Genomic DNA, 26993 nt, shown 5'->3' with positions numbered 1-26993 from the left:
CACCTGCACTGTCACCTCACCAGTATGCCGTCCGGACGCTCCACCGCGCGCTTCGAGACCCACCGCCGCAGCCGCCCGAAATCTGCCTAGGATATGAACCCATGCCGCAGAGGACGCGATGACCAGCAGATCTGTCGACGAGCACGCGAGCCGCGTACGCGCCCTGCTCGCCCCGGCCCTCGCGCACCGCACCGAGCTCGTCGCGGTCACCGCCGCGCTGGGCCGTGTCCTCGCGGCAGACGTGCACTCCCCGCTCGACCTACCGCCGTTCCGAAACTCGCAGATGGACGGGTTCGCGGTCGCGGCGGCGTCGGTGCGCAGCGCACCCGTCACGATGCCCGTGGCCGAGACGGTCGCGGCCGGGGACGCCGGTCCCGCCCACCTGCCGCCGGGCACCGCGGTCCGGATCATGACGGGCGCGCCGGTTCCGGAGGGGGCCGACGCGGTGGTGCCGGTCGAGGACACCGAGTCCACCACCGACGAGGTCACCGTGCGGGTCGCCCGGGACGTGGGCGAGTACGTGCGCGAGCGCGGCAGCGACGTCCGTGCCGGCGACCTGCTGCTGGCGGGCGGAGCCCTGCTCACCGCGCGCCACCTGTCGATGTTCGCGGCCGTCGGCCTGGTGGAGGTGCCGGTACTGCGTCGACCGCGGGTCGCGGTGATCACCACCGGGGCCGAGCTGGTCGAGGTCGGCCTGCCGCTCGAGCCGGGGCAGATCTACGACTCCAACGGCATCGCGCTCTCGGCGAGCCTCGAGGCCAACGGTGCCGAGGTGGTCTCCGTCGACCGCAGCACCGACGACCCAGACCTGTTCCGCGAAATCCTGCGCCGCGCAACCGCATCCGCCGACCTCGTGGTCACCTCGGGCGGGGTGTCGATGGGCGAGTTCGAGGTCGTGCGGGAGGTGCTCACGCCGCTCGGCGGCTGGTTCGGGCACGTGGCGATGCAGCCCGGCGGACCCCAGGGACTGGCCGAGATCGACGGCGTTCCGGTGCTCAACTTCCCCGGCAATCCGGTCAGCACGCTGGTCTCGTTCGAGGTGTTCGCCCGACCGGAACTTCGCCGCGCGGCCGGACTCGCGCCGAACGCCGTGGAGCGGCTGCCACTCGAGGTCCCACTGACGTCGGTGCCCGGCAAACGGCAGTTCCTGCGCGGGCGACGCGTCGCCGGAGGTGTGACACTGGAATCGGGACCGGGATCGCACCTGGTCGCGGCGCTGGCCCGGGCGGACGTGCTGATCGACGTCCCGGAGGGCGTGACGACGATGGAACTGGGAGACGACGTGCGGGTGTGGCCCCTGTGAACGACCGAAGTGCAGAACCCCTCGGGGACGCCGCGAACGCGAACCTGACCCACCTGGACGGCGAGGGCCGGGCCCGGATGGTCGACGTGGGCGCCAAGGCCAGCACGGCCCGGATCGCGGTCGCGGCGGGCGAGTTGCAGACCACCGCCGAGGTGATCGCGCTGGTGCGCGCCGACGACATGCCCAAGGCCGATGTGCTCGCGACCGCCCGGATCGCCGGCATCGCCGGCGCGAAACGGACCTCGGAACTGATCCCGCTGTGCCACCAGCTGGCACTGACGTCGGTGAAGGTCGAGTTCGGCTTCACCGACACCACCATCACCATCGAGGCGACCGCCAAGACCACCGGGCAGACCGGGGTGGAGATGGAGGCACTGACCGCCGTCGCGGTGGCGGGGCTGACGCTGCACGACATGGTCAAGGCGGTCGACCCCGCGGCGAGCCTCAACGCGGTGCGGCTGCTCACCAAGGACGGCGGCAAGCGCGGGCACTGGGTGCGCGGCCAAGCCGGCGCCGAGCGACCCGCCCCCGAGACGCAGGCACCCGCCGCGGGCGATCGCAGCGCCGTGGTGCTGGTCGCCTCGACCGGCGGCGCCGCCGGCACCCGGGAGGACACCACGGGCCCGATGCTCGCGGACTGGCTCACGGCACAGGGCTTCTCGGTGCGGGGCCCCCTGGTGTACGCGGACGCCGAGATCGCCGCCGGCCTCGCGGACGCCCTCGCCGGCGCGCCGTCCCTCGTGGTGAGCACCGGCGGCACCGGCGCCTCGCCCACCGACCAGACCCCCGAGGCCACCCGGGCGGTCCTGGACCGGGAACTCCCCGGTATCGCAGAGGCCATGCGCCGCAAGGGAACCGAGAAGACGGTGCACGCCTCCCTCAGCCGCGGACTCGCCGGCCTCGCCGGACGGACCGTGGTGGTGAACCTGCCGGGCTCCCCCGGCGGTGTGCGCGACGGCATGTCGGTACTCGAACCGATCCTCGACCACCTGCTGGCGCAGGTCTCGGGCGGAGGGATGCACGATGCGTGAACTGCTGGCCCGCATCTCGTCCGAACCCCTCGACCCGGCCGCGGTCGACGCCGCGGTCGCAGGCCCCGAGCACGGCGCCGTCGTCCTGTTCAGCGGCGTCGTCCGCAACCACGATGGCGGGCAACCCGTTTCGGCGCTCGAGTACCAGGCACACCCGGACGCGGAGCGTTTCCTGCGGCGCTGCTGCGAGGAGGTGTCCGCGCAGTCGGGCCTTCCGGTGGCCGCGGTGCACCGCGTGGGCGCGCTCGTGGTCGGCGATCTCGCGCTCGTCGCGGCCGTCGCCTCGCCGCACCGCGCGGAGGCCTTCGCCGCGTGCGCCCTTCTGGTGGAACGGATCAAGGCCGAGGTGCCGATCTGGAAGCGTCAGCGCTTCGCGGACGGCGTCACGGAGTGGGTGGGACTCTAGGACAGGTGTGACGCAGGCGACGCCGGAGCAGTTCCCAACTTCGGCTATGCTGGAAGTCACTTGGCGCGGACAGTTTGCGCGCCAAACGTCGTGGAACGCTTCCTCGGCGCGCAGGTCACGGCATCGAATGCCGCTTCCCACGCGCCGACCGGTGCACCCCAGCACGAGCTCTTCTTGCGGCGATCGATTTTGCCCACCGGCAATCTCGCCACTTTTGTGCTGACTTTCACGTGCGGACCCCGAGTCCGACCGTGCGGTGCCCAGCGCAACCCGATGCCCGAAAGGCACTCCACCACAATGACGCAGTCCTTCGCCGACCTCGGCGTGCGCGATCCCCTCGTCAAGGCCCTGGCCTCCAACGGGATCACCTCTCCGTTCCCCATTCAGGTCGACACCCTGCCCGACACCCTCGCCGGCCGCGACGTGCTCGGCCGAGGCAAGACCGGCAGCGGCAAGACCCTGGCCTTCTCCATCCCGATGGTCGCCCGCCTGGCCGGCGACCTCGCGGGCGGCAACCGTCGCCCCGGCCGCCCGGTCGGCCTGATCCTCGCGCCGACCCGCGAACTGGCCACCCAGATCTCCGCGACGCTCGAGCCCCTCGCGGCCGCCTACGACCTGCGGGTGACCACCATCTTCGGCGGCGTCTCCCAGCATCGTCAGGTGCAGGCCCTCAAGGCCGGCGTCGACATCGTCGTAGCCTGCCCCGGTCGCCTCGAGGACCTGATGAAGCAGAAGTTCGTCTCCCTCGACGCCGTGGAGATCACCGTCCTCGACGAGGCCGACCACATGGCCGACCTCGGCTTCCTGCCGGTGGTGACGCGGATCCTGTCCGCCACCCCGGAGAACGGCCAGCGACTGCTGTTCTCGGCCACCCTGGACAACGGGGTGGACAAGCTGGTCAAGAAGTTCCTGCACAACGAGGTGCTGCACTCGGTCGACGAGGCCAACTCCCCCGTCGCCGCGATGACCCACCACGTGTTCGACGTCTCCGGCGTCGAGGCGAAGAAGGCCCTCGTGCACAAGCTCGCGTCCGGCACCGGTCGTCGAATCCTGTTCATGCGCACCAAGCATCAGGCACGCAAGCTCGCTCGTCAGCTCACCGAGGCGGGCATCCCGTCGGTGGATCTGCACGGCAACCTCTCCCAGGCCGCGCGCGACCGCAACCTGGCCGCGTTCTCCGCGGGCGAGGCACGCGTGCTGGTCGCGACCGACGTCGCCGCCCGCGGCGTGCACGTCGACGAGGTGGAGCTGGTCGTGCACGTGGACCCACCCGCCGAACACAAGGCCTACCTACATCGTTCGGGCCGGACGGCGCGCGCGGGCAGTGCCGGCGACGTGGTGACGGTGGTGCTGCCCGAGCAGCGCAAGGATCTGGCGATCCTGATGCGCAAGGCCGCCATCAAGGTGACGCCGCAGCAGGTGACCGCCGACTCCGATCCGGTCACCGCGCTCGTCGGCGAGATCGCACCGCACGTGGTTCCCGTCCCCAAGCCCGCCACCCAGCCGCAGGGCCAGGGCGGCGGCCGCCGTGGCGGCGCAGGCGGTGGCGGTCCGCGTCGCGGCGGGCAGGGCGGTGCCCGCAGCGGCGGCGGCCAGGGCGGCGGCCGCGGGCGCGGGCAGTCCGGTTCCGGAGCGGGACGAGGCGGCGACGGTGCCGCGACCGGCGGCGGTCGGAGCTCGGGCGGCCGCGGACGCGGACAGGGATCGGGGCAGCCGAAGGTGATGTACAGCAGCGAGACCCCCGGGTCGGGCGGCTCCCAGGGCGGCGGCAGCAACCAGCGCCGTCGGCGCGCCACGCGGCCCTAGTGCCTCGTGCTCGAAGTCCATTGATGGTTGCCGGGGATCCACGTGGATGCATCGGAAGGCGGAGGAGCCCCAGGTAGCGGTGTTCTACCTGGGGCTCCGACAACGCAGCGAGGCGCCGCGTGGGCCCCGGCAACCGCGAGAAGACTTCGGGCGCGGGGCACTAAGGTCTAGTTCTCCACCACGTAGCGGTGCACGCCGGTCATGGCCTCTGCACCGCTTTCGTGTACCCGGACGCAGTCGTCGAGACGACGGAGCACGTCGTCGGTGTCGAGACCGGATCCGATGAGGACCAACTCGGTCGCCCGGGCCTGCCCGCGGCCCCAGGCGGCCGTATCGAAGCGGATGTGCCGGCCGACGGTCTGCAGGGTGTACCGCTGCGCATGGCCCGGAATGCCGAAGTACACATAGCCTTTGACGCGATACAGGCCCGGGGGCGGATCCTCGAGGAGTCGCACCAACGCCCGTGGATCCAGCGGCCGCGCGCTCGTGAACGTCACCGACTCGTAGTGGTCGTGCAGGTGCTCGTGGCCGGCGCAGTCGTGGTCGTGCTCGTCCGGCTCCGCCAGCAGCTCGTCGAGGCTCAGCTGTCGCGGACCGTCGTCGAACCGGGTCACCTCGTCGAACAGCAACCGGGGATCGACCCTGCCGTGCACCGTCGGCAGCACCGGCGACCGATCGTTCAGTCCCCCGATGCGGGAGAGGGTGGCGTCCAGTTCCGGCTCCGAGATCCGGTCGGTCTTGTTGAGCACCACCAGGTCCGCCATCCGCACGTGCAGGTCGAGGTCCGGGTGGCGCGCCCGGGTGTCCTCGAACTCGGCGGCGTCGACGAGCACGACCAGTCCGCCGTATCCGATGCGGGGGTTCTCACTGCCGAGGATCAGTCGCACCATGTTGCGGGGTTCGGCGAGGCCGCTCGCCTCGACGACGATGACGTCGATGTCCGAGCGCGGATGTGCGAGCCGGTCGAGCATCCCGTCCATCTCGCTCACGTCGACCGCGCAGCAGAGGCAGCCGTTGCTGAGCGAGACCATCGAGTCGACCTGGCCGGCGACCATCATCGCGTCGATGTTGACCGAGCCGAAGTCGTTGACGATGACGCCGATCCGCACCCCGTGCCTGCCCCGGAGCAGGTGGTTGAGCAGGGTGGTCTTGCCCGAGCCGAGGAATCCGGCCACCAGGATCACCGGTATCCGCCGCTTGGCCACTGTCGCACCCTCCTCGAATCGACCACCCATCGTAGGCGGACGGGGTGAGGGTGATGCGTTCGGCGCCGGACACCTGGGATGTCCGGCCTTCGGTCTGCTGTCAGCCCTTCGGGACGCCGATCACGGCGAGCAGCTTGCCGATCAGCTCGGAGAACAGGCCGAGGTTCTCCGCGGTCGCGAAGTCCTTGAGCCCGTCGAGGCCGAACGTCTGCAGCAGGGTCTGCACGGTCGCCAGGCCCTGCGTGATGATGGATGCCTGCGCCGTGTCCGGCGTTGCCTTCGGGGTCGTCGTCGTGGTGGTCGTGGGTGCGGTGGTGCCCGGCGTCGTCTCGCCTGCCGCGGCGGGCGCCGCGTTCGGGGTGGTCGTGGCCGGGGCGGTCGTGGTGGCCGGCGTCGTGGTGGCCGGCGTCGTGGTGGCCGGGCTGCCGGCCGCCGGGGTGCTGGTGACGCCCATCAGGTAGTTCACCGCGCCGGTGACGATGGCGATCGCGTGCTTGAGCTGGCCCTGCTGGCTGTCGAGCACGGCCGCGTCGTCGGGATTGGAACCGTTGCCCATCTCCACGAAGACCAGGGGCACGGTGGTGAGCGCGGGCCCGGCGATGTCCTCGCGGCTCTGGATGCCGTCGACGACGCCCGCGTAGTTGGCCTGGGTGAAGCCGTTCTTGACGTACGCGTCGCGCATCAGCTTGGACGCCTCGAGGCCCGTCGTGGACTGCACGGCCTGGACCTTGGCGTCGGGCACCGGCAGCGTCGGCACGATCAGGTGGAACCCGTGGTCCTTGTCGTCGGCGCCCGTGGTCGTCGAGTCCGCGTGGATGCTCATCGCGAGGTCTGCACCGGACTTGTTGGCGGCCTGGGCGCGCTCGTCGACGCAGCCGCCCCATCCCGAGTCGTCGGCGCGGCTGAGCACGACCTTGGCGCCGAGCGTCTCGAGGCTGGTCTTGACCAGTTGCGAGACGTTCCAGTTGATCGTGTGCTCGGGCACGCCGCCGAGGCTGGTCATGCCGGTGGTCTGGCAGTCCTTCTTGCCGCCGCGGCCGTCGTCGACCTGCCGGGAGAGGTTCTCGCTGTGGTTGGTGCCCTGGTGCCCGGGATCGAGGAAGACAGTCTTGCCGGTCAGCGGTGTCGGGTTGGCCGCGCCTTCGGCAGCGGGGGTCGCGGGGGCCGCGGTGGGATCGGCGGCGGCCACGGCGGGCAGCAGCATGGCGGTCAGCGAAGCGGCGACGAGGCCGGCGGTCACGATGGTCTTCTTCATCCCGGATGGGCGCACACGGACGGAGCCGCCGCACCACTCTCCTTTCACTGCGCACTACACGAGTCACACCGGTCACAAGCGCACCAAGTGAAACAGAGGCAGGCACCGCGGTGCCATGGTTCACCGCGGTTCTCAGCGAACCGTTGACGTTCTGTGACCCGCGGACCCGCCCGAACCCCGAGACCACAAGAAGCCACTCACCTGTTGGCGAGTGGCTTCTTGTCGGTGGAGCCAGGGGGAAAATGTGGTGCGAGCGCGGTCAAGCGGCTGCAGGTGTGCTCAGTCGGCGGTGACGATCGCGAAGTCCGGGTCGCCCGGATCCAGGACGGCAGCAAGTCGCGTCAGAACCGATGAGTCGCCGCTCAATTCGATTCCGGCATCGGCCAGTCCCTCGGGAGACAGCCCGCCCAGCGCAAGGGCCGGCAAGGTCCGTCGGGTCGCGGTCACGGTCGCGTCCGCCGTGCCCTTCTGCGGCCGGCCGCTGTAGGTGAGCACACCGTTCGCGAGCCGCAGACGGTACCGCTCGTCGTCGTCGGTGAGGACCACGTCGAGGGTGAGGTTCTCGTCCCACGCCTTCGGCCCGTTGACCTGGATCGCGATGGCGTCGAACAGCATGTCCGGTGTGAGCGCGGAGATGACGTCGGGCGAGGCCGACACTGTGGGGGTGCCGAATCGGCCTTCGCGGAGCTCGGTGGTCCCGGAGAGGAAGATGTTGCGCCAGACACCGTTCTCCGCACCGTATCCGAGCTGTTCGAAGGTGTCGGCGAGCAGGGTGCGGGCGGCCGCGTGGTCGGGCTCGGCGAACACGACGTGGCTGAGGATCTCCGCGGCCCAGCGGAAGTCGCCCTTCTCGTACGATTCGCGAGCCTTGGCCACCACAGCGTCCGCACCGCCGCCGAGCTCGACGTACCGCTTGCCCTGCTCCTTCGGCGGGTGCTGCCACAGGTGAGCGGGGTTGCCGTCGTACCAGCCCATGTAGCGCTGGTAGATCGCCTTGATGTTGTGGCTCGCCGACCCGTAGTACCCGCGTGCGTGCCAGGCGTTCTCGAGGATCGGCGGGAGCTGGAGTTCCTCCGCGATCTCGATTCCGGTCCAGCCCTTGTTGATCAGCCGCAGCGTCTGGTCGTGCAGGTAGGCGTACAGGTCACGCTGCGCGGAGAGGAACTCCACCACCCGCTCGTTGCCCCACGTCGGCCAGTGGTGCGACGCGAACACGGCCTCGGTCTCGTCCCCGAAAAGGTCGATCGTCTCGGTGAGGTAGTTCGACCAGGCGTGCGGGTCGCGCACGAGGGCGCCTCGCAGCGTGAGCAGATTGTGCATCGTGTGGGTGGCATCTTCCGCGGCGCACAACGTCTTGTGCTGCGGGAAGTACACCAGGAACTCGGCCGGCGCCTCGGTGTCGGGCGCCATCTGGAAGATCATCCGGACGCCGTCGACCGTCTCCTCCTGACCCGTTTCGGTGATGTCCAGGGTCGGTGGGATCAGCGTGATGTTGCCGGTCGCCACGGTCTGCGCCAGGCCGGTCCCCAGCGCGCCCTGCGGGCCACGGGCGAGCGCGGCACCGAACATGTACGCCGACCGCCGTGCCATCGCGGTGCCCGCGTAGACGTTCTCCGAGGCGGCGTGCTCGGCGAACCCTGCGGGGGCGATGATCGGAACTCGACCGGAGTCGACATCCTCCTGCGTGGTGACCCCGCGGACGCCGCCGAAGTGGTCGACGTGCGGGTGGGTGTAGAGGACACCGGTGACCGGACGGTCGCCACGGTGCTCGCGGTACAGCGCGAGGGCAGCGGCCGCGGTCTCTTCCGTGACGAGCGGGTCCAGGACCAGCACACCCGTATCGCCCTCGATGAACGACACGTTCGACAGGTCGAAACCGCGCACCTGGTAGATGCCGGGCACCACCTCGAACAGACCCTGGATCGCATTGAGCTTCGACTGCCGCCACAGGCTCGGGTTGGCGGTGTCGGGGGCGTCACCCTCGATGAACGCGTAGGTGTCGTTGTCCCAGACGACCGCACCGTCCGCGGCGTGGATCGCGTTCGGCACGCGACGACCCACGAGACCGCGGGTGGCGTCGTCGAAGTCCCGGGTGTCAGAGAACGGCAGGCTCTCGAGGAGCGCCTTCTGCTGGCGGATGACGGTATCGGATGCCGACTTCGATGTGGAGGTCATGGCGACAGCATGAAACGTCGTGATGGCGAAGACCTCATCCGGACGGGGTGAACCTGCCGAGATGCTCCCGGCTCGATCACCGCCGCTTGGCACACCGACCACCCAGCACACAAGGAACCCCAGGTCAGAATACTATTCTGACCTGGGGTTCCGTCTGTGGAGCTAAGGGGACTCGAACCCCTGACCCCCACACTGCCAGTGTGGTGCGCTACCAGCTGCGCCATAGCCCCGTGTTCTGTTGTCGCACTCGGAAACCGTGTCCCGCTTGCCTGGAAAAAGTTACACCATCGCGAGCGTGGCCAACAAATCGGCTGGTCACAGCCCGATTACCTGGGTAAAAGGGAACGGGTACCGGGATCCGCCATACCCCTCGGAGATGGCCTACCCGGTACCCGTTCGTCTGTCCCCCGTCCGCAGGGTCAGTTGAGCTTCGTCACCCAGTTCACGTCGCCGAGGGCGTCGATGATGGTGCCGTCCTTGATCACCGTCGGCGTGCCCCGCGCACCGCTCGCCGCGAGGGCCGCACTGCCCTTCTCCGCGGCCGCGGTGGCGTCGGCCACCTTCGCGCCGGTCGCGATGCACTGCGCCGTCGCATCATCGGCCCCCGAGTCCTTGGCGAGCTGCGCGAGATCGTCGTTGCTGTGGTCGGACTTGCCGTTCTCCTTCGGCTGGTTCGCCGGCGCGAAGATCGCCCCGTGGAAGCTGGAGTAGGCGATGGCGTTGCCGCTGTCGGCGACGCAGAGCAGCGCCCCGGCCGCGCGACTGGAGTAGTCGCCGCTTGCGGAGAGCCGGTTCAGGAAGTCGAGGGTGTGGTAGCGCACGGCGAGGGTGCCCTCGTCGACCTTCTGCGCGACCTCCTGGCCGTTGGTGTTCTCCAACTGGGCGCAGTACGGGCACATGGGGTCCTCGAACACGTCGATGGTGGTCGTCGCGCCGGGAGTCCCGAGCCGGACCACCCCGTCCTCCTGGACCGCGACCTGGACCGCCGAGTTCGACACCCCGCCGTAGCCCTCGTTGCGCGGCTTGCTGCGGTTGCTGCTCCACAACACGCCGCCGATGACGACCGCGGCGATCACCACGATCGCCAGTCCGCCGAGCAGGTACGTCGAGCGACTCGACGTCGGCTGGGGTGAGTACTTGACGGGCTTGACCTTCTTGCTCACTGATGAAGTCCTTCGGGTCCGATTCCGGGTACGGCTTTACGGTGCCGACTCACGACTCTGCCACCTCAGGCTGAGGAGGCAATGAGAGGAGCGGCCGCGATCGTGGGCCGAGTGCGAACGGGCTGCGGGGAAACACGATCAGCCACACCGCCATGGCCATGAATCCGACGTCCCGGGCGACCTCGCGCGCGTAGTCCCACCCGTCCACCTCCGCCGCACCGCCGCCGCCGAAACAGCCGCAGTCGATCGACAGGCCGCGCGCCCACGCCGACACGACCGCGGTGATCAGACCGGCCAGAACCAGCACCGACACGACCGCGGTGAGCCGAACACCGAGCCCGATGAGCAGCAGCAGGCCGAGCGCGATCTCGAACATCGGCAGCGCCGACGCCACCGGGCGCACCAAGTCCTCCGGCAGCAACTGGTAGGCGCGCACCGCGACCACCGTCTGCGTCGGATCGGCGAACTTGATTCCGCCCGAGATCAGCCAGACCGCGGCGAGGCCGAGGCGGGCAAGGAAGCTGACGACACGAATCCACACGCCGCCCACGGTACCGAGGCCCCGCGTAGATTCGCGGTCATGGACCCGAACGGTGGTGCGCTGCCGCACGAGTTCGACCACACGCACGCGAACGTGTCCGGCGGCTGGCTCCGGGCCGCGACGTTCGGCGCCATGGACGGGCTCGTCACCAACACGTCATTGCTCGCGGGCGTCGGCGGCGGCGGACTGGACGCGCACGCCATCGTTCTCAGCGGCATCGCCGGATTGGCGGCGGGCGCCTTCTCGATGGCCCTCGGGGAGTACGCGTCGGTGTCGACGGCGAACGAACAGATCGACGCCGAGGTGCGCGTGGAAACCCGCGCCCAGGCCAAGCATCCGCAGGCCGAGCAGGCCGAACTGGTCGGCATGTTCGTCGACATGGGGATGAGCGAGACCACCGCCCGCGCCGCGGCAACCGAGGTGCACGGCGACTCCCAGCGAGCGGTGACCATCCACCTCACCCACGAGCTCGGTGTCGACCCGACCGAGAAGCCGTCCCCGTTGGTGGCAGGCGGCTCGTCGTTCGTGATGTTCGCGATCGGCGCGATCATCCCGCTGCTTCCGTACCTACTCGGATTCGACTCGCTCCCGGCCGGACTCGCAGTCGGCGGGCTCGGGCTACTCGTCGCGGGCGCGGTCGCGGCCGGGCTGACCTCGCAGTCCAAGATTCGCGGAGCCCTGCGACAGCTGCTCTTCGGCGCTGTCGCGGTCGGCGCCACCTACCTGGTCGGCGTGCTCATCGGCGGCGTCCCCGGTTGACGCCTGCGGGATCGTGCGCGGCGCGAGCACCCAGAACCCGATCGGGAGCAGCATGAGCGCGCCCGTGACCGCGAAGGCGACCCCGTAGGACAGGTACTGGGCCAGCACCCCGGCGACCAGCGGACCGGCCACCACGCCGACATCCGAGGACATCTGGAAGGTGGCGAGCACCGGGCCGCCCCTGACCTTGGAGCCGATCACGTCGGCGACCGCGGCCTGCTGGGCCGGATTCATCAGCCCGGACCCCATGCCCGCCACCAGGGACAGCGCGAGGAACACCAGCAGGTTGTCGCTGAACCCGAGCACGGCGGTCGCGGTCCCGCTGACCACCAGCCCGGCCAGCACGAAGGGCCGCCTGCCGCGCAGGTCCGACAGACGCCCGGCCGGGATCTGCACCAGCGCGTTGCCGACGGCGTACACGGTGAGCGCGACACCCGCCAACGCGGTGCCCGCGTCCAGCGCCTCGACCACGAACAGCGGCACCATCGCCACCCGGACGCCGAAGGACACCCAGCCGTTGGCGAAGTTCGACACCAACGCCGCCCGGTATGTCGCCGAGGCCAGCGCCTCACGCAGCGTCATCGTGAGGACGGGACCGCCCGGATCCGGCGCGGCCAGCTCGGACTGCCGCAGACTGAGGTACACCACCGCCGCCGCGATGAGCAGGGCCACCGCGTAGATCAGGAACGGAGCGCGCAGCCCCAGGCCCGCGAGCGCGCCGCCGACCAGCGGGCCGCCGATGGTGCCGAACAGGAAGGACGTCGCGTACAGGCCGGACACCCGGCCGCGGATGCCCGGCGGGGTGATCCGGATCAGCAAACCGAGCGCGGACACGGTGAACATGGTCGAACCGACACCGCCGAGCGCCCGGAACAGCAGCAGCTGCCAGTAGTCGCCGGCGAACGCGACCGCACCGGACGACGCGGCCACGATCAGCAGGCCGGTGAGATATGTGGGCCGCTCCCCCAGCCGCTGCACCAAGGCGCCGCTCAGCGGCGCGAACAGCAACCGCATCAGGGCGAACACGCTGATGACCGAGAACGTGGCGATGTACCCGACGTCGAAGCTGCGGGCGAACTGGGGCAGGGCGGGAGCGACGATGCCGAAGCCGAGGGCGATGACGAAGCTGGCCGAGACCAGCACCCAGATCTCGCGCGGCAGCTTGGTTTCGGAGGTGTTCATGTACCGCCGATGCTAGTGCGCGGCCCGACTCGTCAGTCGACCGCTCCCAGGGCTCGCGCGACGACCTCGCGGGCCTCGTCCTGCACCTGGGCGAGATGCTCTGGGCCGCGGAACGATTCGGCGTAGATCTTGTACTTGTCCTCGGTGCCGGACGGTCGTGCCGCGAACCACGCGTTCTCGGTGCACACCTTGAGACCGCCGATCCGCGCCCCGTTGCCCGGCGCGGCGGTCAGCGCCGCGATGATGGGTTCGCCCGCCAGTTCCGTCGCGCTGACCTGCTCCGGCGACAGCGCGGACAGCGCCGCCTTCTGCGCCCGGTCGGCCGGCGCGTCCACCCGCGCGTAGGCGGGGTCGCCGTAGCGGGCGGTCAGAGCGCGGTATCGCTGCGACGGCGATTCGCCCGTGACGGCGAGGATCTCCGAGGCGAGCAGCGCCAGCGCGAGACCGTCCTTGTCGGTGGTCCAGACCGAGCCGTCGGTGCGCAGCAGGCTCGCTCCCGCGCTCTCCTCCCCGCCGAACCCGAGCTCGCCGGACAGCAGACCGGGCACGAACCACTTGAACCCGACCGGCACCTCCACCAGCTCCCGGCCGAGCCCGGCGACGACCCGGTCGATCATCGACGAACTGACCACCGTCTTGCCGACCTTCGTGCCCGACGCCCAGTCCGGCCGGTGCGTGTACAGGTACTCGATCGCCACGGCCAGGTAGTGGTTGGGGTTCAGCAGGCCTTCGTCCGGGGTGACGATGCCGTGCCGGTCGGCGTCGGCGTCGTTGCCGGTTGCGATGTCGTAGCTCTCGCGCGCACCGATCAGGGAGGCCATCGCGGCCGGGGAGGAACAGTCCATCCGGATCTTGCCGTCGGTGTCGAGGGTCATGAACCGCCACGTCGCGTCGACCAGCGGGTTGACCACCGTCAGGTCGAGACCGTGCCGCTCGGCGATCGCGCCCCAGTAGTCGACGCTCGCCCCGCCCATCGGGTCGGCCCCGATCCGGACTCCGGCACTTCGGATCGCGTCGAGGTCCACCACACTCGGCAGGTCGTCGACGTAGCTGCCGAGGTAGTCGTAGGGCCTGGCTCCCGCCCGAGCCGGCGACACCCGGCGCACACCGGACAGGGCCTCGACGAGCAGTTCGTTGGCGCGGCGCTCGATCGCGGAGGTCGCGTCGGAATCGGCCGGTCCGCCGTGCGGCGGGTTGTACTTGAAGCCGCCGTCACGCGGCGGGTTGTGCGACGGCGTGACCACGATGCCGTCGGCGCGGGCGGACGACGCGGATGCGTTGTGCCGCAGGATCGCATGGCTGACCGCGGGGGTGGGGGTGTACCGGCCGGCGGCGTCGACGAGCACGTCGACCCCGTTCGCGGCGAGCACCTCGAGCGCGGAGGTCCAGGCGGGTTCGGACAACGCGTGGGTGTCCCGGCCGAGGAACAACGGTCCGGTGATGCCCTGGGCCGCGCGGTATTCCACGATCGCCTGGGTGGTGGCGAGGATGTGTGCCTCGTTGAAGGCGCCGTCGAGGCTCGACCCGCGGTGCCCCGAGGTCCCGAATGCCACCCGCTGGCCGGGGTCCTCGGGGTCCGGGGTTCGGGTGTAGTAGGCCGTCACCAGGTGCGGGAGGTCCTCGAGGTCTTCGGGTTCCGCGGGTCGGCCTGCTCGATCGTTCACCATTGCCTCATTCGATCACGCGACGACGGCGTGTGCCGCCGCGAATCCGAGGAATGCGGCCCCGATCCCGGCCACGAGGGTGACCGCGACGTTGGCGACGGCGTACAACCGTGCCCGGTCCTGCAGTAGGCGCAGCGTCTCGTAGCTGAAGGTACTGAAGGTGGTCAGCGCCCCGCAGAAGCCGGTGCCGATCAGCGTCATCAGCGCGCCGCCGTGCGCGGTCGCGGCACCGACGAGCCCGCCGAGGATCAGCGATCCGATCACGTTGACCGCGAGCGTGCCCCACGGGAACTCGCTGTCGTGGCGTGACTGCACGGTGCGGTCCAGCAGGAACCGTGCGGGCGCGCCGACGGCGCCGCCGACCAACACCAGCAGCACGCTCACGCGGGACCCTCCGCCACGTGCACCCGCTCGACGTCCTCGAGGGTGACGGTGGCCTGGGTGAGCAACTCGGCGATCGCCTGGACGAACGAACGAACACGCGGTGGGTCGTCCAGGATGACGACGAGCACCGGCAGGCCGTCGGCGAGGTCGAGCAGCCGGGTGGTGTGGATGTGCGAGGACGCGCCGTATCCCTCGACTCCCCGCCACACGCTGGCTCCGCTGAGCCCGGCGTCGCGGGCCCGCCGCACGATCTCCTGGTACGTGGGCTTGTGGTGCCACAGGTCGTCCTGGCCGACGATGATCGACAGGCGCAGTTCAGTGCGCGAGGTGCACGTGTACGAGGTGTTCGGCGACGGGGTGTTGGAGGACGACATCGTCAGATTCCTTTCCCGATCCGGGCGCCCGCGGCCACCCGGGTGAGCGAGACCCCCGCCAGGGCGGCGGTGAGCGCGGCGATCACGCTGCCGGCGAGGTAGCCGAACGCGAGCGGGTAGTGGCCGTCGGCGAGGAGCCCGCGAACCTCGACCGCGTAGGTGGAGAAGGTGGTGAAACCACCGAGAATGCCGACCCCGAGGAAGGGCCGCAGCAACCGGTGCGCGGTCCAGACCTCGGTGATGACCACCATCAGCACACCGATGAGGAAGCAGCCGACCACGTTGGTGATCAACGTCGCCCAGGGGAGTTGACCGGCCTGCACTGGAATTACTTGCGCAACACCGTATCTCGCCAGCGAACCGAGCGCACCGCCAGCCGCGACGACCGCGAGCAACGACCAGTCACCGCGCATCCACATCTCCTAGTCCGACAACCGGAACCGCGCCGCGGCGATGACGTCGGCGAGCGCGTCGGCGAGAACCACCAGTCGCTCACCGGGACCCGGTGCGGCCAGCACTCGAAGTCTATCCGCGGCACCGAGCGGCAGCCGCGCCGCGAGCGCCAACGCCTGCTCGCCCGGACCCCCGGGAAGCGACCCCAGCGGCGGAAAGTCCGGTGCCCGCCCGCCCCCGACCCTGGCCAGCTCGGCGACCACCTCGCGCAACTCGACGACGCGGGCGTCGACCTCCTCGACGGCGCTCGCTCCGATCACCGATCCCTCGTCGGGCCACTCCTGCACCTCGGCCTGCGGATACGGATCGTCGGGAAGCCAGCGCCGCACCCGGATCCGGCGCTCGCCGACACAGCCGAGCAGCATCCGTCCGCCCGCGCCCGGTCGGCAGTCGACGATCCTCGCCGACGTCCCCACATCGGTCCGCTCGTCGCCGCCGCCGACCTCGTGCCCGCGCGAGATGAGCACCACCCCGAACCGCATTCGGTCGGGCGATGACGTGCAGTACTCGACCATCTCGCGGTATCGCGGTTCGAAGACCTGAAGCGGGAGCTCCTCGCCTGGGAGCAGCACCGCGCCGAGCGGGAACATCGGGAGATGCATGGGCCCAGGCTAACAATCGGGCCCCGCCGGAACCGGGACGCGTCGCGGCGACCGCGCTAGGGTGTGATCTGGAAAGGGACGTCCATGGACACCTGGCTCAGGCGGTCCGCAGCCGCTGCGTTCGCTATCCTCGCCGGCCTCGCGCTGGCCACACCGACTGCCTCGGCCCAGCCGGCCGCGCCCGTCGCCGATCCCGACCCCTTCTACTGGTCGCCACCCGACCTGGCCCCGCGCGCGAACGGCGACGTGCTGCGCGCACGCCCGGTCGACGTGTCGAGGTACGGCAACGCCGACGGCTGGCAGATCCTGTTCCGCTCCACCAATTCCGCCGGTGCGCCGATCGCGGCGACGACGACGGTGCTCGTGCCGCGCGGCGGTGTGGACCGTCCGCTGCTGTCGTTCCAGGCGATCATCAACGCCCTGGGCACCCAATGCGGGCCCTCACACACGCTGTTCGACGGGCAGCTGACGGAGGCGCCGGCGATACCGGTGCTGCTGGCCCGGGGGTGGGCGGTCGCGCTGCCCGACCATCTCGGCCCGACCAGCGCCTACGGCGCGGCGCGGCTCGGCGGTCAGATCGTGCTCGACGGGATCCGCGCGGTCCAGCGCCTGCCGCAGGCGCGTCTCGGGCACAGCCCGGTCGGGCTGACGGGATACTCGGGCGGCGGCATGGCCACCGGCTGGGCGGGCGCACTGGCGCCCACCTACGCGCCGGAGCTCAACATCGTCGGGATCGCGCAGGGCGGCGTCCCCACCAACCTCAACGAGCTCGCCAACGGCCTGGGCTCCGCACCACACCCGCTCTTCGGACTCGCCTTCGCCGCCACGCTGGGACTCGAGCGGGAATACCCCTCGCGAGTGGCGGTCGACAACTACCTCACCCCCGCGGGACTCCGGTTGCGGGATCAGATCGCGAACGCATGCACCCAGCAGATCATCGACGACGGTGCCGGGCACAGCACCGCGGAGGTGACGAAGGACCCGTCCGAGGTCAATGCCCCGAGCCTGCGCTCGGTGTTCGACGAGAACAGCCTGCAGCTCTACCCGGGCGTCCCGCGCGCTCCGGTGTTCGCGTGGCACGGCACCGGCGACCAGTTGGCGCCGCTCGACTCCGCGGCCGCGACGGTCCGGAGATGGTGTGGCGCAGGCGTGCCCGTCCAGTTCGACGTGCTGCCCGGCGACCACGGACCCGCCTCGGTTGAGGGCGTGCCCGGGGCGTTCGCCTGGTTGGACGGCAGGTTCGCCGGGGTGCCGGCACCCAGCAACTGCTGACTCAGCTCTTCGGCCAGGGCGGCAGCGGCGGCTTCACCCACATGATCTTCTCGTCGGCGTGCGCGGGCACCGCCCGCGGGTCGTCGGGATGTTCCGCCGCCCACCGCGACTTCTCGCCCAGCAGTTCCGCGACTACCGACCAGGTCTCGCGGGTGCTCGGCGGGTTCGCTCCCGCGGCCCGGGCGAGCTTGCGCAACCGATCGTCGGGCAGGGCGAGCAGTTCGGCGCCGCCGATCCCCCGGTCCCAGATGTACCGGGCGAGTCCGACCGCCTTGTCGCGTCGCTTGCGCGATGCCTCGTCGGTGTGCGCAAAGTCGACGTCGCCGGAATCCACGTACCCGAGCCTATCGGCGCCTGCCCGGATCCGAATACCGGCAGGTCGAGCGCGTCCCGTGTGGTTGGATTCGGCAATGTTGCACAGCCTCACCACTGCGCTCGCCCGCCTCGTCACCGAGGTGAGGACTCGCATCCGGATGGCGGCGCGGGTGGACGACCTTCCACCCGGCGACGGCCCAGCCTGGCGCGAATAGGTCGTCACACACGAAAAAGCCCCCCATCGACGTGCTGCCGGGAATCGAACCCGTTACCAGCTCCTTAGTTAGACAAAGAACAGGTAACCTCTCCGTCATGAGTTGGGGAGTTGTTGCGGCGGTGCGCAACGTCATCGGTGAGATGGTCGCCCGCGTGAAACTCGCGGCACAGATTGACGACCTGCCTCCGGGTGACGGCACCGCGCCATGGCCGGCAGGCCGTGACGGCGACACCTGAACCCGCAGGCGTCGATGACCCAGGAGGTCTACATGGGGCGCAGCAGAACGCACTCGGCGGTCGCCGATGCGCTGGATTCGGCGGTAGCGAGGCGCGACCAAAGCGGTTGGTAAACGGTCAGTGAGCCATAGCGTCGACGCACACGAAAAAGCCCCCCATCGGCATCTCTGCTGATGGGGGGCTTTCGGTGGAGCTGCCGGGAATTGAACCCGGGTCCTTCGCCGGATCGCCAGGGCTTCTCCGTGTGCAGTTCGCTATGCCTCTACTTGGATCTCCCGGTCTCGCGAACAAGCCGTGATGACGATCCCAGTCACTGTTTGATGTCCCATCCGACTCCGCGACCGAGCCGGTAGGTAAAGCCCTCTAGCTGATGCCAGTACCCGACCCGAGGGCGAGATCGGACTGACAGACACGCTTCGCTACTTAGGCAGCGAGAGCGTAGTCGCGCTGATTGGAATCGGCGCTTATATGTTTGCAGCGACGCTTACGGTGGTCTCTTGCCTGCACCGACACGCTTCCCCTGACTCAACGTACAAAGTCGAAACCGTTCAGCCCCGTACGTTCCCAGCAACCTGCTGGGACCACACACTGTAACGCCCCGGCGCCGGAAAATCATCCCGGTTTCCGAGCGCCGCAAATCCTGGACATTTGTCCAGAATGATCTACGCTTCCGATCACAATCAGACAGTTGTTTCGACGGGGGACCACGGACGCACATGACTCTTCTCGCCCGGCGCACCCGCCGCCGTCTCGTTCACGCGTTGTCCCTCTCGCTGGCGCTCGCCGTCGCGACGGCCGGGATCGCGGCCTCCGCACCCTCGCCCGCCCCCGTCGGCCCCGGCGACGACCCGGTCTACGGCCTCGCGAACGGCTGCTACGCACTGAAGTCCGAGCCCACCGGACAGTTCGTCCGCCGCGCCGACGCCGGCTATCGCGCCGACGCACCCGCGGTCGGCGACGCCGAACCGCTGCGCATGCACGCATCCCAGCTGGGCCGGTTCATGTTCTACGGCCGCGGCGGCGACATGATCGCCGGCGAGGGCACCCAGAAGGTGGTCTCCACGCGCGCCGCCACCCCCGCGACGGACTGGACCCTCACCCACACCGACGGCACCTACGCCATCACCTCGACCGCCAACGGCAACCAGCTCACCGCCGGCCCGAACGGACTGGCACTGAGCAACCCGGGCGTCGACCCGACCGGCGGACGGTTCACCCTCGTCGCGACCTCGGGCTGCGCCGACTTCCCCGACTCCGAGGTGAACGCCACCGGCACGCCGCTGTCCGGGACCGGGCCGAACGGCGAGGTGCGCGGCTTCATCGACGCGCACGTCCACCTGGACGCCAACCTCTTCATCGGCGGACAGGTGCACTGCGGCAAGCCCTTCGACCCGCAGGGCATCACCGTCGCACTGCAGGACTGCCCCGACCACGGCAGCAACGGGCTGCCCGCCCTGCTCGAGAACGTCATCTCGCACGGCAGCCCGTTCGAGGAACACGACACCACCGGCTGGCCCACCTTCGCGGACTGGCCCGCCCACGACTCGCTGACCCACGAGCAGACCTACTACAAGTGGGTCGAGCGCGCGTGGCGCGGCGGACTGCGCATCTTCACCAACCTGCTGGTCAACAACCGGGTGCTGTGCGACCTCTACCCGATCAAGAACCGGTCCTGCGACGACATGGACACCATCCGGGCCGAGGCCGCCCAGGTCCACGAGATGCAGGACTACATCGACGCCCAGTACGGCGGTCCGGGCCGCGGATGGTTCCGCATCGTGTCCTCACCCGAACAGGTCCGCAAGGTCGCCGCGGAGGGCAAGCTCGCCGTCACCATCGGCATCGAGACGTCGGAACCGTTCGGCTGCAAGGTGGTCGGTGACGTCCCGCAGTGCACCGAGGCCGACGTCGACCGCGGCCTGGACGAGGTGTACGCGATGGGCGTGCGGCAGATGATCGTCACGCACAAGTTCGACAACGCCTTCGGCGGCGTCCGGTTCGACCCGGCCGTGCAGGGCGTCGCGGTCAACGTCGGCAACTTCCTCAGTACCGGCAGGTTCTGGCAGGCCGAGCCGTGCACCGGCGCGGCTCACGACAACCCGCTGCTCAGCGTCGGCGACGGTCCCGCCGAGGCGCTGTCCGCCCTGCCGCCCGGCGTCACCACCCCGGTGTACCCGGAGGGCCCGCTGTGCAACACCCGCGGCCTGACCACCCTCGGCGAACACATGATTCGCGGGATGATGGACCGCGGCATGATCGTGGACATCGACCACATGAGCGTCAGGACCGCCGAGGACACCCTGAAGATCCTCGAGGACGCGAAGTACTCGGGCGTGGTGTCCAGCCACAGCTGGTCGGACCCCCTCCTCTACAAGCGGATCTACGCGCTCGGCGGGTTCGTCGCGCTGTACGCCAGCCAGCTCGAGCCGCAGAAGGCCGAGCCCGGTCAGGACCCGAAGGCCGATCGCGAACCCGGTTTCGTCGAGGCCTGGCGCAAGGCCCGCAAGGCGCGCAGCGACAAGTACTACTTCGGCTTCGGCTACGGCGCGGACACCAACGGCTTCGGCCCTCAGGCCGCCCCGCGCGACAGCGCCGAGACCGAGCCGCTGCAGTACCCGTACAGGACGTTCGACGGCGGCACCGTGATGGACCGGCAACGGACCGGGCAGCGCGTGTTCGACCTCAACAAGGACGGCGTGGCGCAGTACGGCATGATCCCGGACTGGATCGCGGACATGAAGATCGCGGCGGGCGCCGACGGTGACCAGATCATCGAGGACATGAGCCGTGGGGCCGAGGCGTACCTGCAGATGTGGGAGCGCGTCGCCAAGTAGTCCGATGCAGTCTCGATAGGTCATTCCTCCCGATGCGACCGCCGGACCCGCCTAGACTCGATGTTCGACAGGCGGGCAGCGAAGTCGCATCGGGAGGAGATCCCATGGCCGACCGCACCTCGGCCCGAGTCGGGCAGTTGATGCCCGTCTCGAGTCCGCAGCAGTTGCGCAACGTCGTGCTGATCGGGTGCAGCGGCGCGGGCAAGACCACCCTCGCCGAGTCCCTCGCCCTGGCCGCGGGGGCGATCGGCAAGGCGGGCCGGATCCCGGACGGCAACACGGTCTCCGACTACGAGGACATCGAGCACCAGCAGCAGCGGTCAGTGCAGTTGGCGGTGCTGCCACTGGACTGGAACGACGTCCGGATCAACCTGCTCGATCCGCCCGGCCACCCCGACTTCGCCGCGGAGCTGCGCGCCGGACTGCACGCCGCCGACGCCGCCGTGTTCGTCGTCTCCGCGACCGACCCGGTCACCGCGCCGACCCGCGCGCTGTGGCGCGAGTGCGCGGCGGTGGGGATCCCCCGGGCCATCGCGGTCGCCAAGTTGGACGTCGCCCGCAGCAGCTTCGACGAGATCCTCACGTCCTGCCACGACGCCTTCGGCCTCGGCACCGACACTCTGCGACCGGTCTTCGTGCCGGTCCACGCCGACGGAAAGCCGTGCGGTTCGGTCGATCTGCTGACCGGCCGACGCTACGGCGAACCGGGCGACGAACCGGAGGTCGGGGCTGCACGCGAGAGCCTGGTCGAGGCCATCTCCGGCCTGGACGACACCCTGATGGAGCGCTTCCTCGCGGGCGAGACACTGGACGAGGAAGCGCTGGCCGAGGGCCTACGGCACGAGATCGTGGACTGCACACTGCATCCCGCGCTGGCTGTGACCGACTACGGCGTCGGCTCGGCCGAACTGCTCGACCTGATCGCGGGCTCGTTCCCCGACCCCACCCATCGCGTCGGTGACCAGCCGGCCGCGGACCCGGACGCTCCCCTGGCGGCGCAGGTCGTCCGCGTCACCGGCGACCCCTACGTCGGCCGGATCAGCCTGATCCGGGTCTTCGCGGGCACCCTGCGACCCGACACCCACGTCCACGTGATCGGGCCGGACCGCACCGACCCCACCGAGGAGCGCATCACGACGCTGACCGGGCCATTCGGCAAACAGCAGCATCCCGTGCCGGAGGCGGTCGCCGGCGACCTGGTGTGCGTGGCGAAGGTCGCCAGCGCGCACATCGGGGACACCCTCGCCGACGACGGCTCGGCCACCGCGCTCGCGACCTGGCCGAAGCCGGCCGCGCTGCTCCCGATCGCGGTCGAGGCGCACAGCAAGACGGACGACGACAAGCTGTCCCAGTCCCTGACCCGGCTCCTCGCGGAGGATCCGGCGCTGCGGCTGGAGCAGAACCCGCAGACCCATCAGATCGTGTTGTGGTGCACCGGCGAGGCGCACGCCGAGGTGACCCTGGACCGGCTCCGCAACCGGCACGGCGTGCACGTCGACACCGCCGACTACCGGGTGGCGCTGCAGGAGACGTTCGGTGCCAGCGCATCCGGCCACGGCAGACTGGTCAAGCAGTCCGGCGGCCACGGCCAGTACGCCATCTGCGATCTCGAGGTGGAACCGCTGCCGACCGGCGAGGGCTTCGAGTTCGTGGTCCGGGTCGTCGGCGGATCGGTGCCCAAGCACTTCATCCCGTCGGTGGAGAAGGGGGTGCGGACCCAACTGCTCGCGGGCGTCGCGACCGGCCACCCGCTCGTCGACGTGCGCGTGACCCTCGTCGACGGCAAGGCGCACTCGGTGGACTCCTCGGACTCGGCGTTCCAGACCGCGGCGGCGCTGGCCCTGCGGGACGCCGCCTCGCACACCGACATCCGGCTGCTCGAACCGGTGTCCGCGGTGCGGGTGATCCTGCCCGACGACTATCTCGGCGCGGTGCTGAGCGACCTGTCGGCGCGGCGCGGCCACGTGCTCGGGACCGAGACCACCGAGCCGGGACTGGCGCTGCTGCGCGCCGAGGTCCCCGAGATCGAACTGTCCCGCTATCCGGTGGATCTGCGCTCGCTCACCCACGGCACCGCCGAGTTCGCGCGAGCCCACCTGCGGTACGAGCTGATGCCGACGTCCGTGGCGGCGCAGTACACCTGAGCGCACGCGAGCGTCAGCGGCGGGGCGTCCTTGCCCAGGACGGGCGCCAGGTCGTCTCCGGAAGCGGTGTGAGGCTTCCGAAGTGGTCGACGATCGGCCGAAGCCCGGGGTGCGGATTCGCCCGGGGGAGGATGAGCGAGATCGGGTACGCGAGCGTCGGATTCACGATCGGGATGCGACGTAGGTCGTAGTTCGTCGGCCAGATGTACCGGTCACGCGCCCCGACGAGGGTGGCCACGTCCGCAGAGTCCGCGAGGGTGTCCAGGAGCACCTCGTCACCGAAGTGCGGGCCTGCGGCGTCGATGCGGAGATCGAATTCGGTGGCGAGCTGATCGTAGAACTCCCCCCATTCGCTGCCGGGCGCGATGCCCGGCACCCAGATCCGGTGCCGGCGCAGCTGCGGCGGCGTCAGCGTCCGGGCGGAGGCGAGGGGATGTCTCGGGCCCACGAGGAGCTCCAGCGGTGAGTCGAACGCGTGGATCATGCGCACGTCGCGCGGGAGGGTGGCCGGATCGGTGACCGTGCGGAACGAGGCGTCGATATCGCCCGCTTCGACGGCGGCGACCGCCACGCGTGGGTCGTTGACCTTGAGGGTCACCACGTCGAGGGCGGTTTCGGGATGCGACCGCCAATAGTCGTGCAGCACAACCGCCTGCGCGGATCGCAGGCCGAGGACGTCGATCCGCAGGGCCCGCGAACCCGGTCTGATCGCGGTGACGGCACGATCGACACCCGTGACGATGCCGCGCGCATGGGGAAGGAACGCCTGACCGTCGAGGGTCAGCTCGACCCCGCGGGCGGTACGGGTGAACAACCGGACCTCGAGCTCGCGCTCGAGGGTCGCGATCCGTTTCGAGACGGCCTGTTGCGTCACGCCCAACTCGTTGGCCGCCAGTTGCAGCTGCCCGAGCTCGGCGGCCCGGACGAACGATCGCACTGCCTCGGTGTCCACGGCCACAGCCTATGCGTGCCCAACCAATCGTTGTGGCTCGCGGGAAGGCTGGTTGTTTGATCCATGCTCGGTGCTGCTGATGTGATCCACGGACCCGAACATGAGTTGTCACGAGGGAGTCGCGTGCGAGTGCAGTTGGGACCCGGCTTCGACCGGCTGTGGTCGGCCTACGCCGTCAGCACGTACGGCACGTGGATCGCCTTCGGAGCATTCCCGCTCATCGCCGTGCACGTGCTGCACGCGTCGGCCGTCGCCGTCTCACTGCTGGAGGCGGTCGGGCTCACCGTCGCGGCGATCGCGGCGGTCCCACTCGGGCCGTGGGTCGAGCGCCACCCCAAACGGCCGGCGATGATCGCGGCGGACCTGGCCCGGTTCCTGGCGATGGCGAGCGTGCCGATCGCGTACCTCCTCGGCATCCTGACCTACGGCCAACTGCTGGTCGTCTCCGTCGTCTCCGGCACCGCGGGCATCGTCTTCACCGCTGCCTCCGGCGCCTACCTGAAACACCTCGTCCGCGGCGATCACCTCCTCGTCGCGAACGGACGATTCGAGGGCACGAGCTGGGTGGCGACCGCGGCAGGACCGCCCCTCGGCGGCGCGCTCGTCGGGGTGCTCGGCCCGGTCGTCACCGTCGCCGCCGACGCGCTCAGCTTTCTGCTGTCCGCGCTCGCGATCCTCCGCATCCGGGGAGACGATGTCGCCGCGTCCCGCGACGCGTCCACCCGGTTGCGCACCACCGACCTACTGAGCGGCTGGCGTTTCATCCTGCGCGACCGGGTCCTGCGGCGGCTGTTCCTCAACTCGGTACTGGTCAGCGCGCTGATCATGGCGACCGTCCCCCTCCTCGCCGTCCTCCTGCTGGGCGAGTACCATTTCCCGGCCTGGCAGTACGGCCTCGCCTTCGGCATCCCGGCGCTCGGCGGCTTCGTGGGTGCCCGCCTGTCCCCTCGCCTCGTCGCCCGCTACGGCCGGCACCGGGTCGTGATCGTCTCCGGCTGGCTGCGCTCGACCTTCCCGCTCGGCCTCGCGTTCATCCGACCCGGCATCCCCGGACTCCTCACGGTGATCGTCGTCGAGGGCCTGCTGATCACCTGCATGGGCATCTTCAACCCCGTCAACGCGACCGAACGCCTGCGGCGCACGCCTGCCGGTCACGCCGCTCGCGTCCTCACCGCATGGAGTGTCAGCAGCAGGCTCCTGCAGGCCGCCCTGGTGGCGGTCTGGGGTGTCCTCGCCACACTCACCAGCCCGCTCGCCGCGATAACCGTCTCCGGCGTTCTGCTGCTCGCCACCCCGCTGTTACTGCCCACCCGGACACACCTGCCCGAACCCGCGGCCGCGGTCAGCGACGTCGTGGCCTCGTAATCCCTAGGCGACCGCGATCATCGCGACCGCGGCGACGGCCAGCACCATGCCGACCCGCTGCAGCCGGCCGACCCGCTCGCCGAGCATCGTCATGGCCAGCAGCACGGTGGCCGCCGGGTACAGCGATCCGATGACGCTGACCAGGGACAGCAGTCCGCCGGAGAACGCGTACATCATCGCGGCGTTCGCGACCACGTCGAGGAACGCGATCAGCAGCGCAAGCCGGATCACCCCGCGCGGCGGCACGACGAACTGTCCGGACGCCAACGCAACCGCCCACACCACCACCGTCGCCGAGGCTCGGGACGCCGCCAGTGGCCACAGCCCGCCGCCGTCCCCGATCTCGTGCAGGCACACGAAGGCCAACGCGAACGCCAACCCGGACCCGACCGTCAGCCAGGCGATCCTCGGGGTGAAGCTCACGCGGTGGCCGTCGACCGCCTCGCCCGCGGTCTCGGCCGTCTCCCGGCTCACCATCACCACCGCGACCAGCGCGAGCACCACGCCGGCCAGGGCCAGCGCCCCGGGCCGCTCCCCCAGCACGAACCCGACCGCGACCGGAACGCCCGCCACCAGGACCGCGGTCAGCGGCGACACCACCGACATCGGGCCGTCGGCGAGCGCCAGGTAGAACCACCACACCGCGAGTCCGCCGGCGACGCCCGAGGCCGCGCCCCACAGGAGCGCGGCGGTCGTGAGTTCGCCGCCCACCAGCGGCGCGACGAGGAGCACCATGAGCAGCGAGATCGGATAGGAGACGATCACCACCCGCAGGGCAGCCACCCGCCGGGAGGCGAGACCGCCGACGAAGTCGCTCACCCCGTAGCCGACGGCGGCGAGCAGTGCGAGCAGGACCGCGGTCAGCGGCTCATGCCCTTGACCCGCCTACCCAGTTCGCGGGTGACCTCGCGCTCGGCGGTCCGCCGGGCCAGGTCCTGACGCTTGTCGTAGTCCTGCTTGCCCTTGGCCAGAGCCAGTTCCACCTTGACCTTGCCGTCCGAGAAGTACATCGACAGCGGCACCAGGGTCTGGTTGCCCTCCCGGGTCTTGCCGACGAGATGCTCGATCTCGCGCTTGTGCAGCAACAGCTTCCGGGTGCGGCGCGGCGAGTGGTTGGTCCAGCTGCCCTGCGTGTACTCGGGGATGTGCAGTCCGCGCAGCCACACCTCGCCGTCGTCGACGGTGGCGAACGCGTCGACCAGCGACGCCTTGCCCTCGCGCAGGCTCTTCACCTCGGTGCCGACCAGTGCGATGCCCGCCTCGTAGGTGTCGATGATGGTGTAGTTGTGCCGCGCCTTGCGGTTGGTTGCGATGACCTTGCGGCCCTTTTCCTTCACGTCCGGGCCCTTCAGTCC

At 70.1% G+C, this 26993-nt stretch carries 24 protein-coding genes, 1 tRNA gene, 1 other RNA gene and 1 pseudogene; 10 read left to right on the top strand and 17 right to left on the bottom strand.

Annotation, left to right across the window (positions count from 1 at the left end; all coding sequences use genetic code 11):
* The first annotated feature begins 118 nt into the window (after nucleotides 1–118).
* The 4 genes from glp to ACFVH2_RS04700 all read left to right on the top strand — a co-directional run bounded on the left by glp (nucleotide 119) and on the right by ACFVH2_RS04700 (nucleotide 4546).
* A complete protein-coding gene (gene glp, locus ACFVH2_RS04715; protein ID WP_378422767.1) occupies nucleotides 119–1303 on the top strand; it encodes a gephyrin-like molybdotransferase Glp in 1185 nt (394 codons plus the stop codon).
* Nucleotides 1300–2334: a bifunctional molybdenum cofactor biosynthesis protein MoaC/MoaB gene (moaCB, locus tag ACFVH2_RS04710; protein ID WP_378422765.1), complete on the top strand. Its 1035-nt coding sequence runs from the start codon at nucleotides 1300–1302 to the stop codon at nucleotides 2332–2334. The genes glp and moaCB overlap by 4 nt, the downstream gene beginning before the upstream one ends.
* Nucleotides 2327–2740, top strand: a complete 414-nt coding sequence (locus tag ACFVH2_RS04705; protein ID WP_378422763.1) for a molybdenum cofactor biosynthesis protein MoaE — start codon at nucleotides 2327–2329, stop codon at nucleotides 2738–2740. Before moaCB ends, ACFVH2_RS04705 begins: the two co-directional genes overlap by 8 nt.
* 297 nt (nucleotides 2741–3037) lie before the next feature.
* Complete coding sequence (locus ACFVH2_RS04700; RefSeq protein WP_378422761.1) at nucleotides 3038–4546, top strand: DEAD/DEAH box helicase; 1509 nt, start codon at nucleotides 3038–3040, stop codon at nucleotides 4544–4546.
* A gap of 167 nt (nucleotides 4547–4713) precedes the next feature.
* Here the strand turns inward: ACFVH2_RS04700 and ACFVH2_RS04695 are convergent, their stop codons facing one another.
* From ACFVH2_RS04695 to ACFVH2_RS04670, 6 genes are all read right to left on the bottom strand, one after another.
* Entirely contained in the window at nucleotides 4714–5751 is a 1038-nt protein-coding gene (locus ACFVH2_RS04695) for a CobW family GTP-binding protein (RefSeq protein WP_378422759.1), read from the bottom strand.
* 100 nt (nucleotides 5752–5851) lie between these two features.
* A complete protein-coding gene (locus tag ACFVH2_RS04690; RefSeq protein WP_378422757.1) occupies nucleotides 5852–7006 on the bottom strand; it encodes an N-acetylmuramoyl-L-alanine amidase in 1155 nt (384 codons plus the stop codon).
* A gap of 279 nt (nucleotides 7007–7285) precedes the next feature.
* Nucleotides 7286–9181, bottom strand: a complete 1896-nt coding sequence (locus ACFVH2_RS04685) for an alkyl/aryl-sulfatase (protein ID WP_378422755.1) — start codon at nucleotides 9179–9181, stop codon at nucleotides 7286–7288.
* A 157-nt stretch (nucleotides 9182–9338) separates the two neighbouring features.
* Nucleotides 9339–9411: transfer RNA gene (locus tag ACFVH2_RS04680), tRNA-Ala, on the bottom strand.
* 189 nt (nucleotides 9412–9600) lie between these two features.
* A complete protein-coding gene (locus tag ACFVH2_RS04675) occupies nucleotides 9601–10344 on the bottom strand; it encodes a DsbA family protein (RefSeq protein WP_378422753.1) in 744 nt (247 codons plus the stop codon).
* Nucleotides 10345–10393: 49 nt separating this feature from the next.
* Nucleotides 10394–10885 carry a MauE/DoxX family redox-associated membrane protein gene (locus ACFVH2_RS04670; RefSeq protein ID WP_378422751.1) on the bottom strand — a complete coding sequence of 164 codons (492 nt, stop codon included), beginning with the start codon at nucleotides 10883–10885 and terminating at the stop codon, nucleotides 10394–10396.
* Between the two features lie 39 nt (nucleotides 10886–10924).
* On the opposite strand from ACFVH2_RS04670, the gene ACFVH2_RS04665 reads away from it, so the two are divergent.
* On the top strand, nucleotides 10925–11644 hold the full coding sequence (locus ACFVH2_RS04665; RefSeq protein WP_378422749.1) for a VIT1/CCC1 transporter family protein: 720 nt from the start codon (nucleotides 10925–10927) through the stop codon (nucleotides 11642–11644).
* Here the strand turns inward: ACFVH2_RS04665 and ACFVH2_RS04660 are convergent.
* The 6 genes and pseudogenes from ACFVH2_RS04660 to ACFVH2_RS04635 form a co-directional block, all read right to left on the bottom strand.
* A pseudogene (locus tag ACFVH2_RS04660) lies at nucleotides 11627–12826 on the bottom strand (MFS transporter); the annotation flags it as partial. The gene ACFVH2_RS04665 and the pseudogene ACFVH2_RS04660 overlap by 18 nt on opposite strands.
* Nucleotides 12827–12858: 32 nt before the next feature.
* The gene (gene pgm / locus ACFVH2_RS04655) at nucleotides 12859–14493 is read right to left on the bottom strand and encodes a phosphoglucomutase (alpha-D-glucose-1,6-bisphosphate-dependent) (RefSeq protein WP_378422747.1); all 1635 of its coding nucleotides are present in this window, start codon (nucleotides 14491–14493) and stop codon (nucleotides 12859–12861) included.
* A gap of 12 nt (nucleotides 14494–14505) precedes the next feature.
* The gene (crcB, locus tag ACFVH2_RS04650; protein WP_378422745.1) at nucleotides 14506–14874 is read right to left on the bottom strand and encodes a fluoride efflux transporter CrcB; all 369 of its coding nucleotides are present in this window, start codon (nucleotides 14872–14874) and stop codon (nucleotides 14506–14508) included.
* On the bottom strand, nucleotides 14871–15248 hold the full coding sequence (locus ACFVH2_RS04645) for a DUF190 domain-containing protein (protein WP_378422743.1): 378 nt from the start codon (nucleotides 15246–15248) through the stop codon (nucleotides 14871–14873). The genes crcB (ACFVH2_RS04650) and ACFVH2_RS04645 overlap by 4 nt, the downstream gene beginning before the upstream one ends.
* Nucleotides 15249–15250: 2 nt before the next feature.
* The gene (gene crcB / locus ACFVH2_RS04640; protein ID WP_378422741.1) at nucleotides 15251–15661 is read right to left on the bottom strand and encodes a fluoride efflux transporter CrcB; all 411 of its coding nucleotides are present in this window, start codon (nucleotides 15659–15661) and stop codon (nucleotides 15251–15253) included.
* Between the two features lie 9 nt (nucleotides 15662–15670).
* On the bottom strand, nucleotides 15671–16303 hold the full coding sequence (locus tag ACFVH2_RS04635) for an LON peptidase substrate-binding domain-containing protein (RefSeq protein WP_378422739.1): 633 nt from the start codon (nucleotides 16301–16303) through the stop codon (nucleotides 15671–15673).
* An 84-nt stretch (nucleotides 16304–16387) separates the two neighbouring features.
* Here ACFVH2_RS04635 and ACFVH2_RS04630 point away from each other — a divergent pair, with 84 nt between their 5' ends.
* Nucleotides 16388–17575 (top strand): lipase family protein, encoded by a 1188-nt coding sequence (locus ACFVH2_RS04630; RefSeq protein ID WP_378422737.1) that lies wholly within the window; start codon nucleotides 16388–16390, stop codon nucleotides 17573–17575.
* Nucleotide 17576: 1 nt separating this feature from the next.
* Here the strand turns inward: ACFVH2_RS04630 and ACFVH2_RS04625 are convergent, their stop codons facing one another.
* Nucleotides 17577–17909, bottom strand: coding sequence for a hypothetical protein (locus tag ACFVH2_RS04625; RefSeq protein WP_378422735.1), 333 nt, complete (start codon nucleotides 17907–17909; stop codon nucleotides 17577–17579).
* Between the two features lie 293 nt (nucleotides 17910–18202).
* On the opposite strand from ACFVH2_RS04625, the gene ACFVH2_RS04620 reads away from it, so the two are divergent.
* Nucleotides 18203–18343, top strand: coding sequence for a hypothetical protein (locus ACFVH2_RS04620; protein ID WP_378422733.1), 141 nt, complete (start codon nucleotides 18203–18205; stop codon nucleotides 18341–18343).
* A gap of 185 nt (nucleotides 18344–18528) precedes the next feature.
* On the opposite strand, the gene ssrA is transcribed toward ACFVH2_RS04620, so the two are convergent.
* Nucleotides 18529–18899: a transfer-messenger RNA gene (ssrA, locus tag ACFVH2_RS04615) on the bottom strand.
* Between the two features lie 160 nt (nucleotides 18900–19059).
* Between ssrA and ACFVH2_RS04610 the strand changes: the two genes are divergently transcribed.
* A complete protein-coding gene (locus tag ACFVH2_RS04610) occupies nucleotides 19060–21177 on the top strand; it encodes a membrane dipeptidase (protein ID WP_378422731.1) in 2118 nt (705 codons plus the stop codon).
* A 104-nt stretch (nucleotides 21178–21281) separates the two neighbouring features.
* Nucleotides 21282–23321: an elongation factor G-like protein EF-G2 gene (locus tag ACFVH2_RS04605; protein WP_378422729.1), complete on the top strand. Its 2040-nt coding sequence runs from the start codon at nucleotides 21282–21284 to the stop codon at nucleotides 23319–23321.
* Nucleotides 23322–23334: 13 nt separating this feature from the next.
* Here ACFVH2_RS04605 and ACFVH2_RS04600 read toward each other — a convergent pair whose 3' ends face one another.
* Nucleotides 23335–24273: a LysR family transcriptional regulator gene (locus tag ACFVH2_RS04600; protein ID WP_378422727.1), complete on the bottom strand. Its 939-nt coding sequence runs from the start codon at nucleotides 24271–24273 to the stop codon at nucleotides 23335–23337.
* A 123-nt stretch (nucleotides 24274–24396) separates the two neighbouring features.
* Between ACFVH2_RS04600 and ACFVH2_RS04595 the strand changes: the two genes are divergently transcribed.
* Nucleotides 24397–25638 (top strand): MFS transporter, encoded by a 1242-nt coding sequence (locus ACFVH2_RS04595; protein ID WP_378422724.1) that lies wholly within the window; start codon nucleotides 24397–24399, stop codon nucleotides 25636–25638.
* Nucleotides 25639–25641: 3 nt separating this feature from the next.
* Here the strand turns inward: ACFVH2_RS04595 and ACFVH2_RS04590 are convergent, their stop codons facing one another.
* Together ACFVH2_RS04590 and smpB are read right to left on the bottom strand one after the other, a co-directional pair.
* Complete coding sequence (locus ACFVH2_RS04590; protein ID WP_378423172.1) at nucleotides 25642–26502, bottom strand: EamA family transporter; 861 nt, start codon at nucleotides 26500–26502, stop codon at nucleotides 25642–25644.
* Entirely contained in the window at nucleotides 26499–26975 is a 477-nt protein-coding gene (gene smpB, locus ACFVH2_RS04585; protein WP_378422722.1) for an SsrA-binding protein SmpB, read from the bottom strand. Before smpB ends, ACFVH2_RS04590 begins: the two co-directional genes overlap by 4 nt.
* Between the last annotated feature and the right edge of the window lie 18 nt (nucleotides 26976–26993).

It is taken from the genome of Rhodococcus sp. NPDC127527, assembly GCF_042672245.1.
Lineage (GTDB): Bacteria > Actinomycetota > Actinomycetes > Mycobacteriales > Mycobacteriaceae > Rhodococcus_G.
This window is presented reverse-complemented; position numbering and strand designations above follow the sequence as displayed.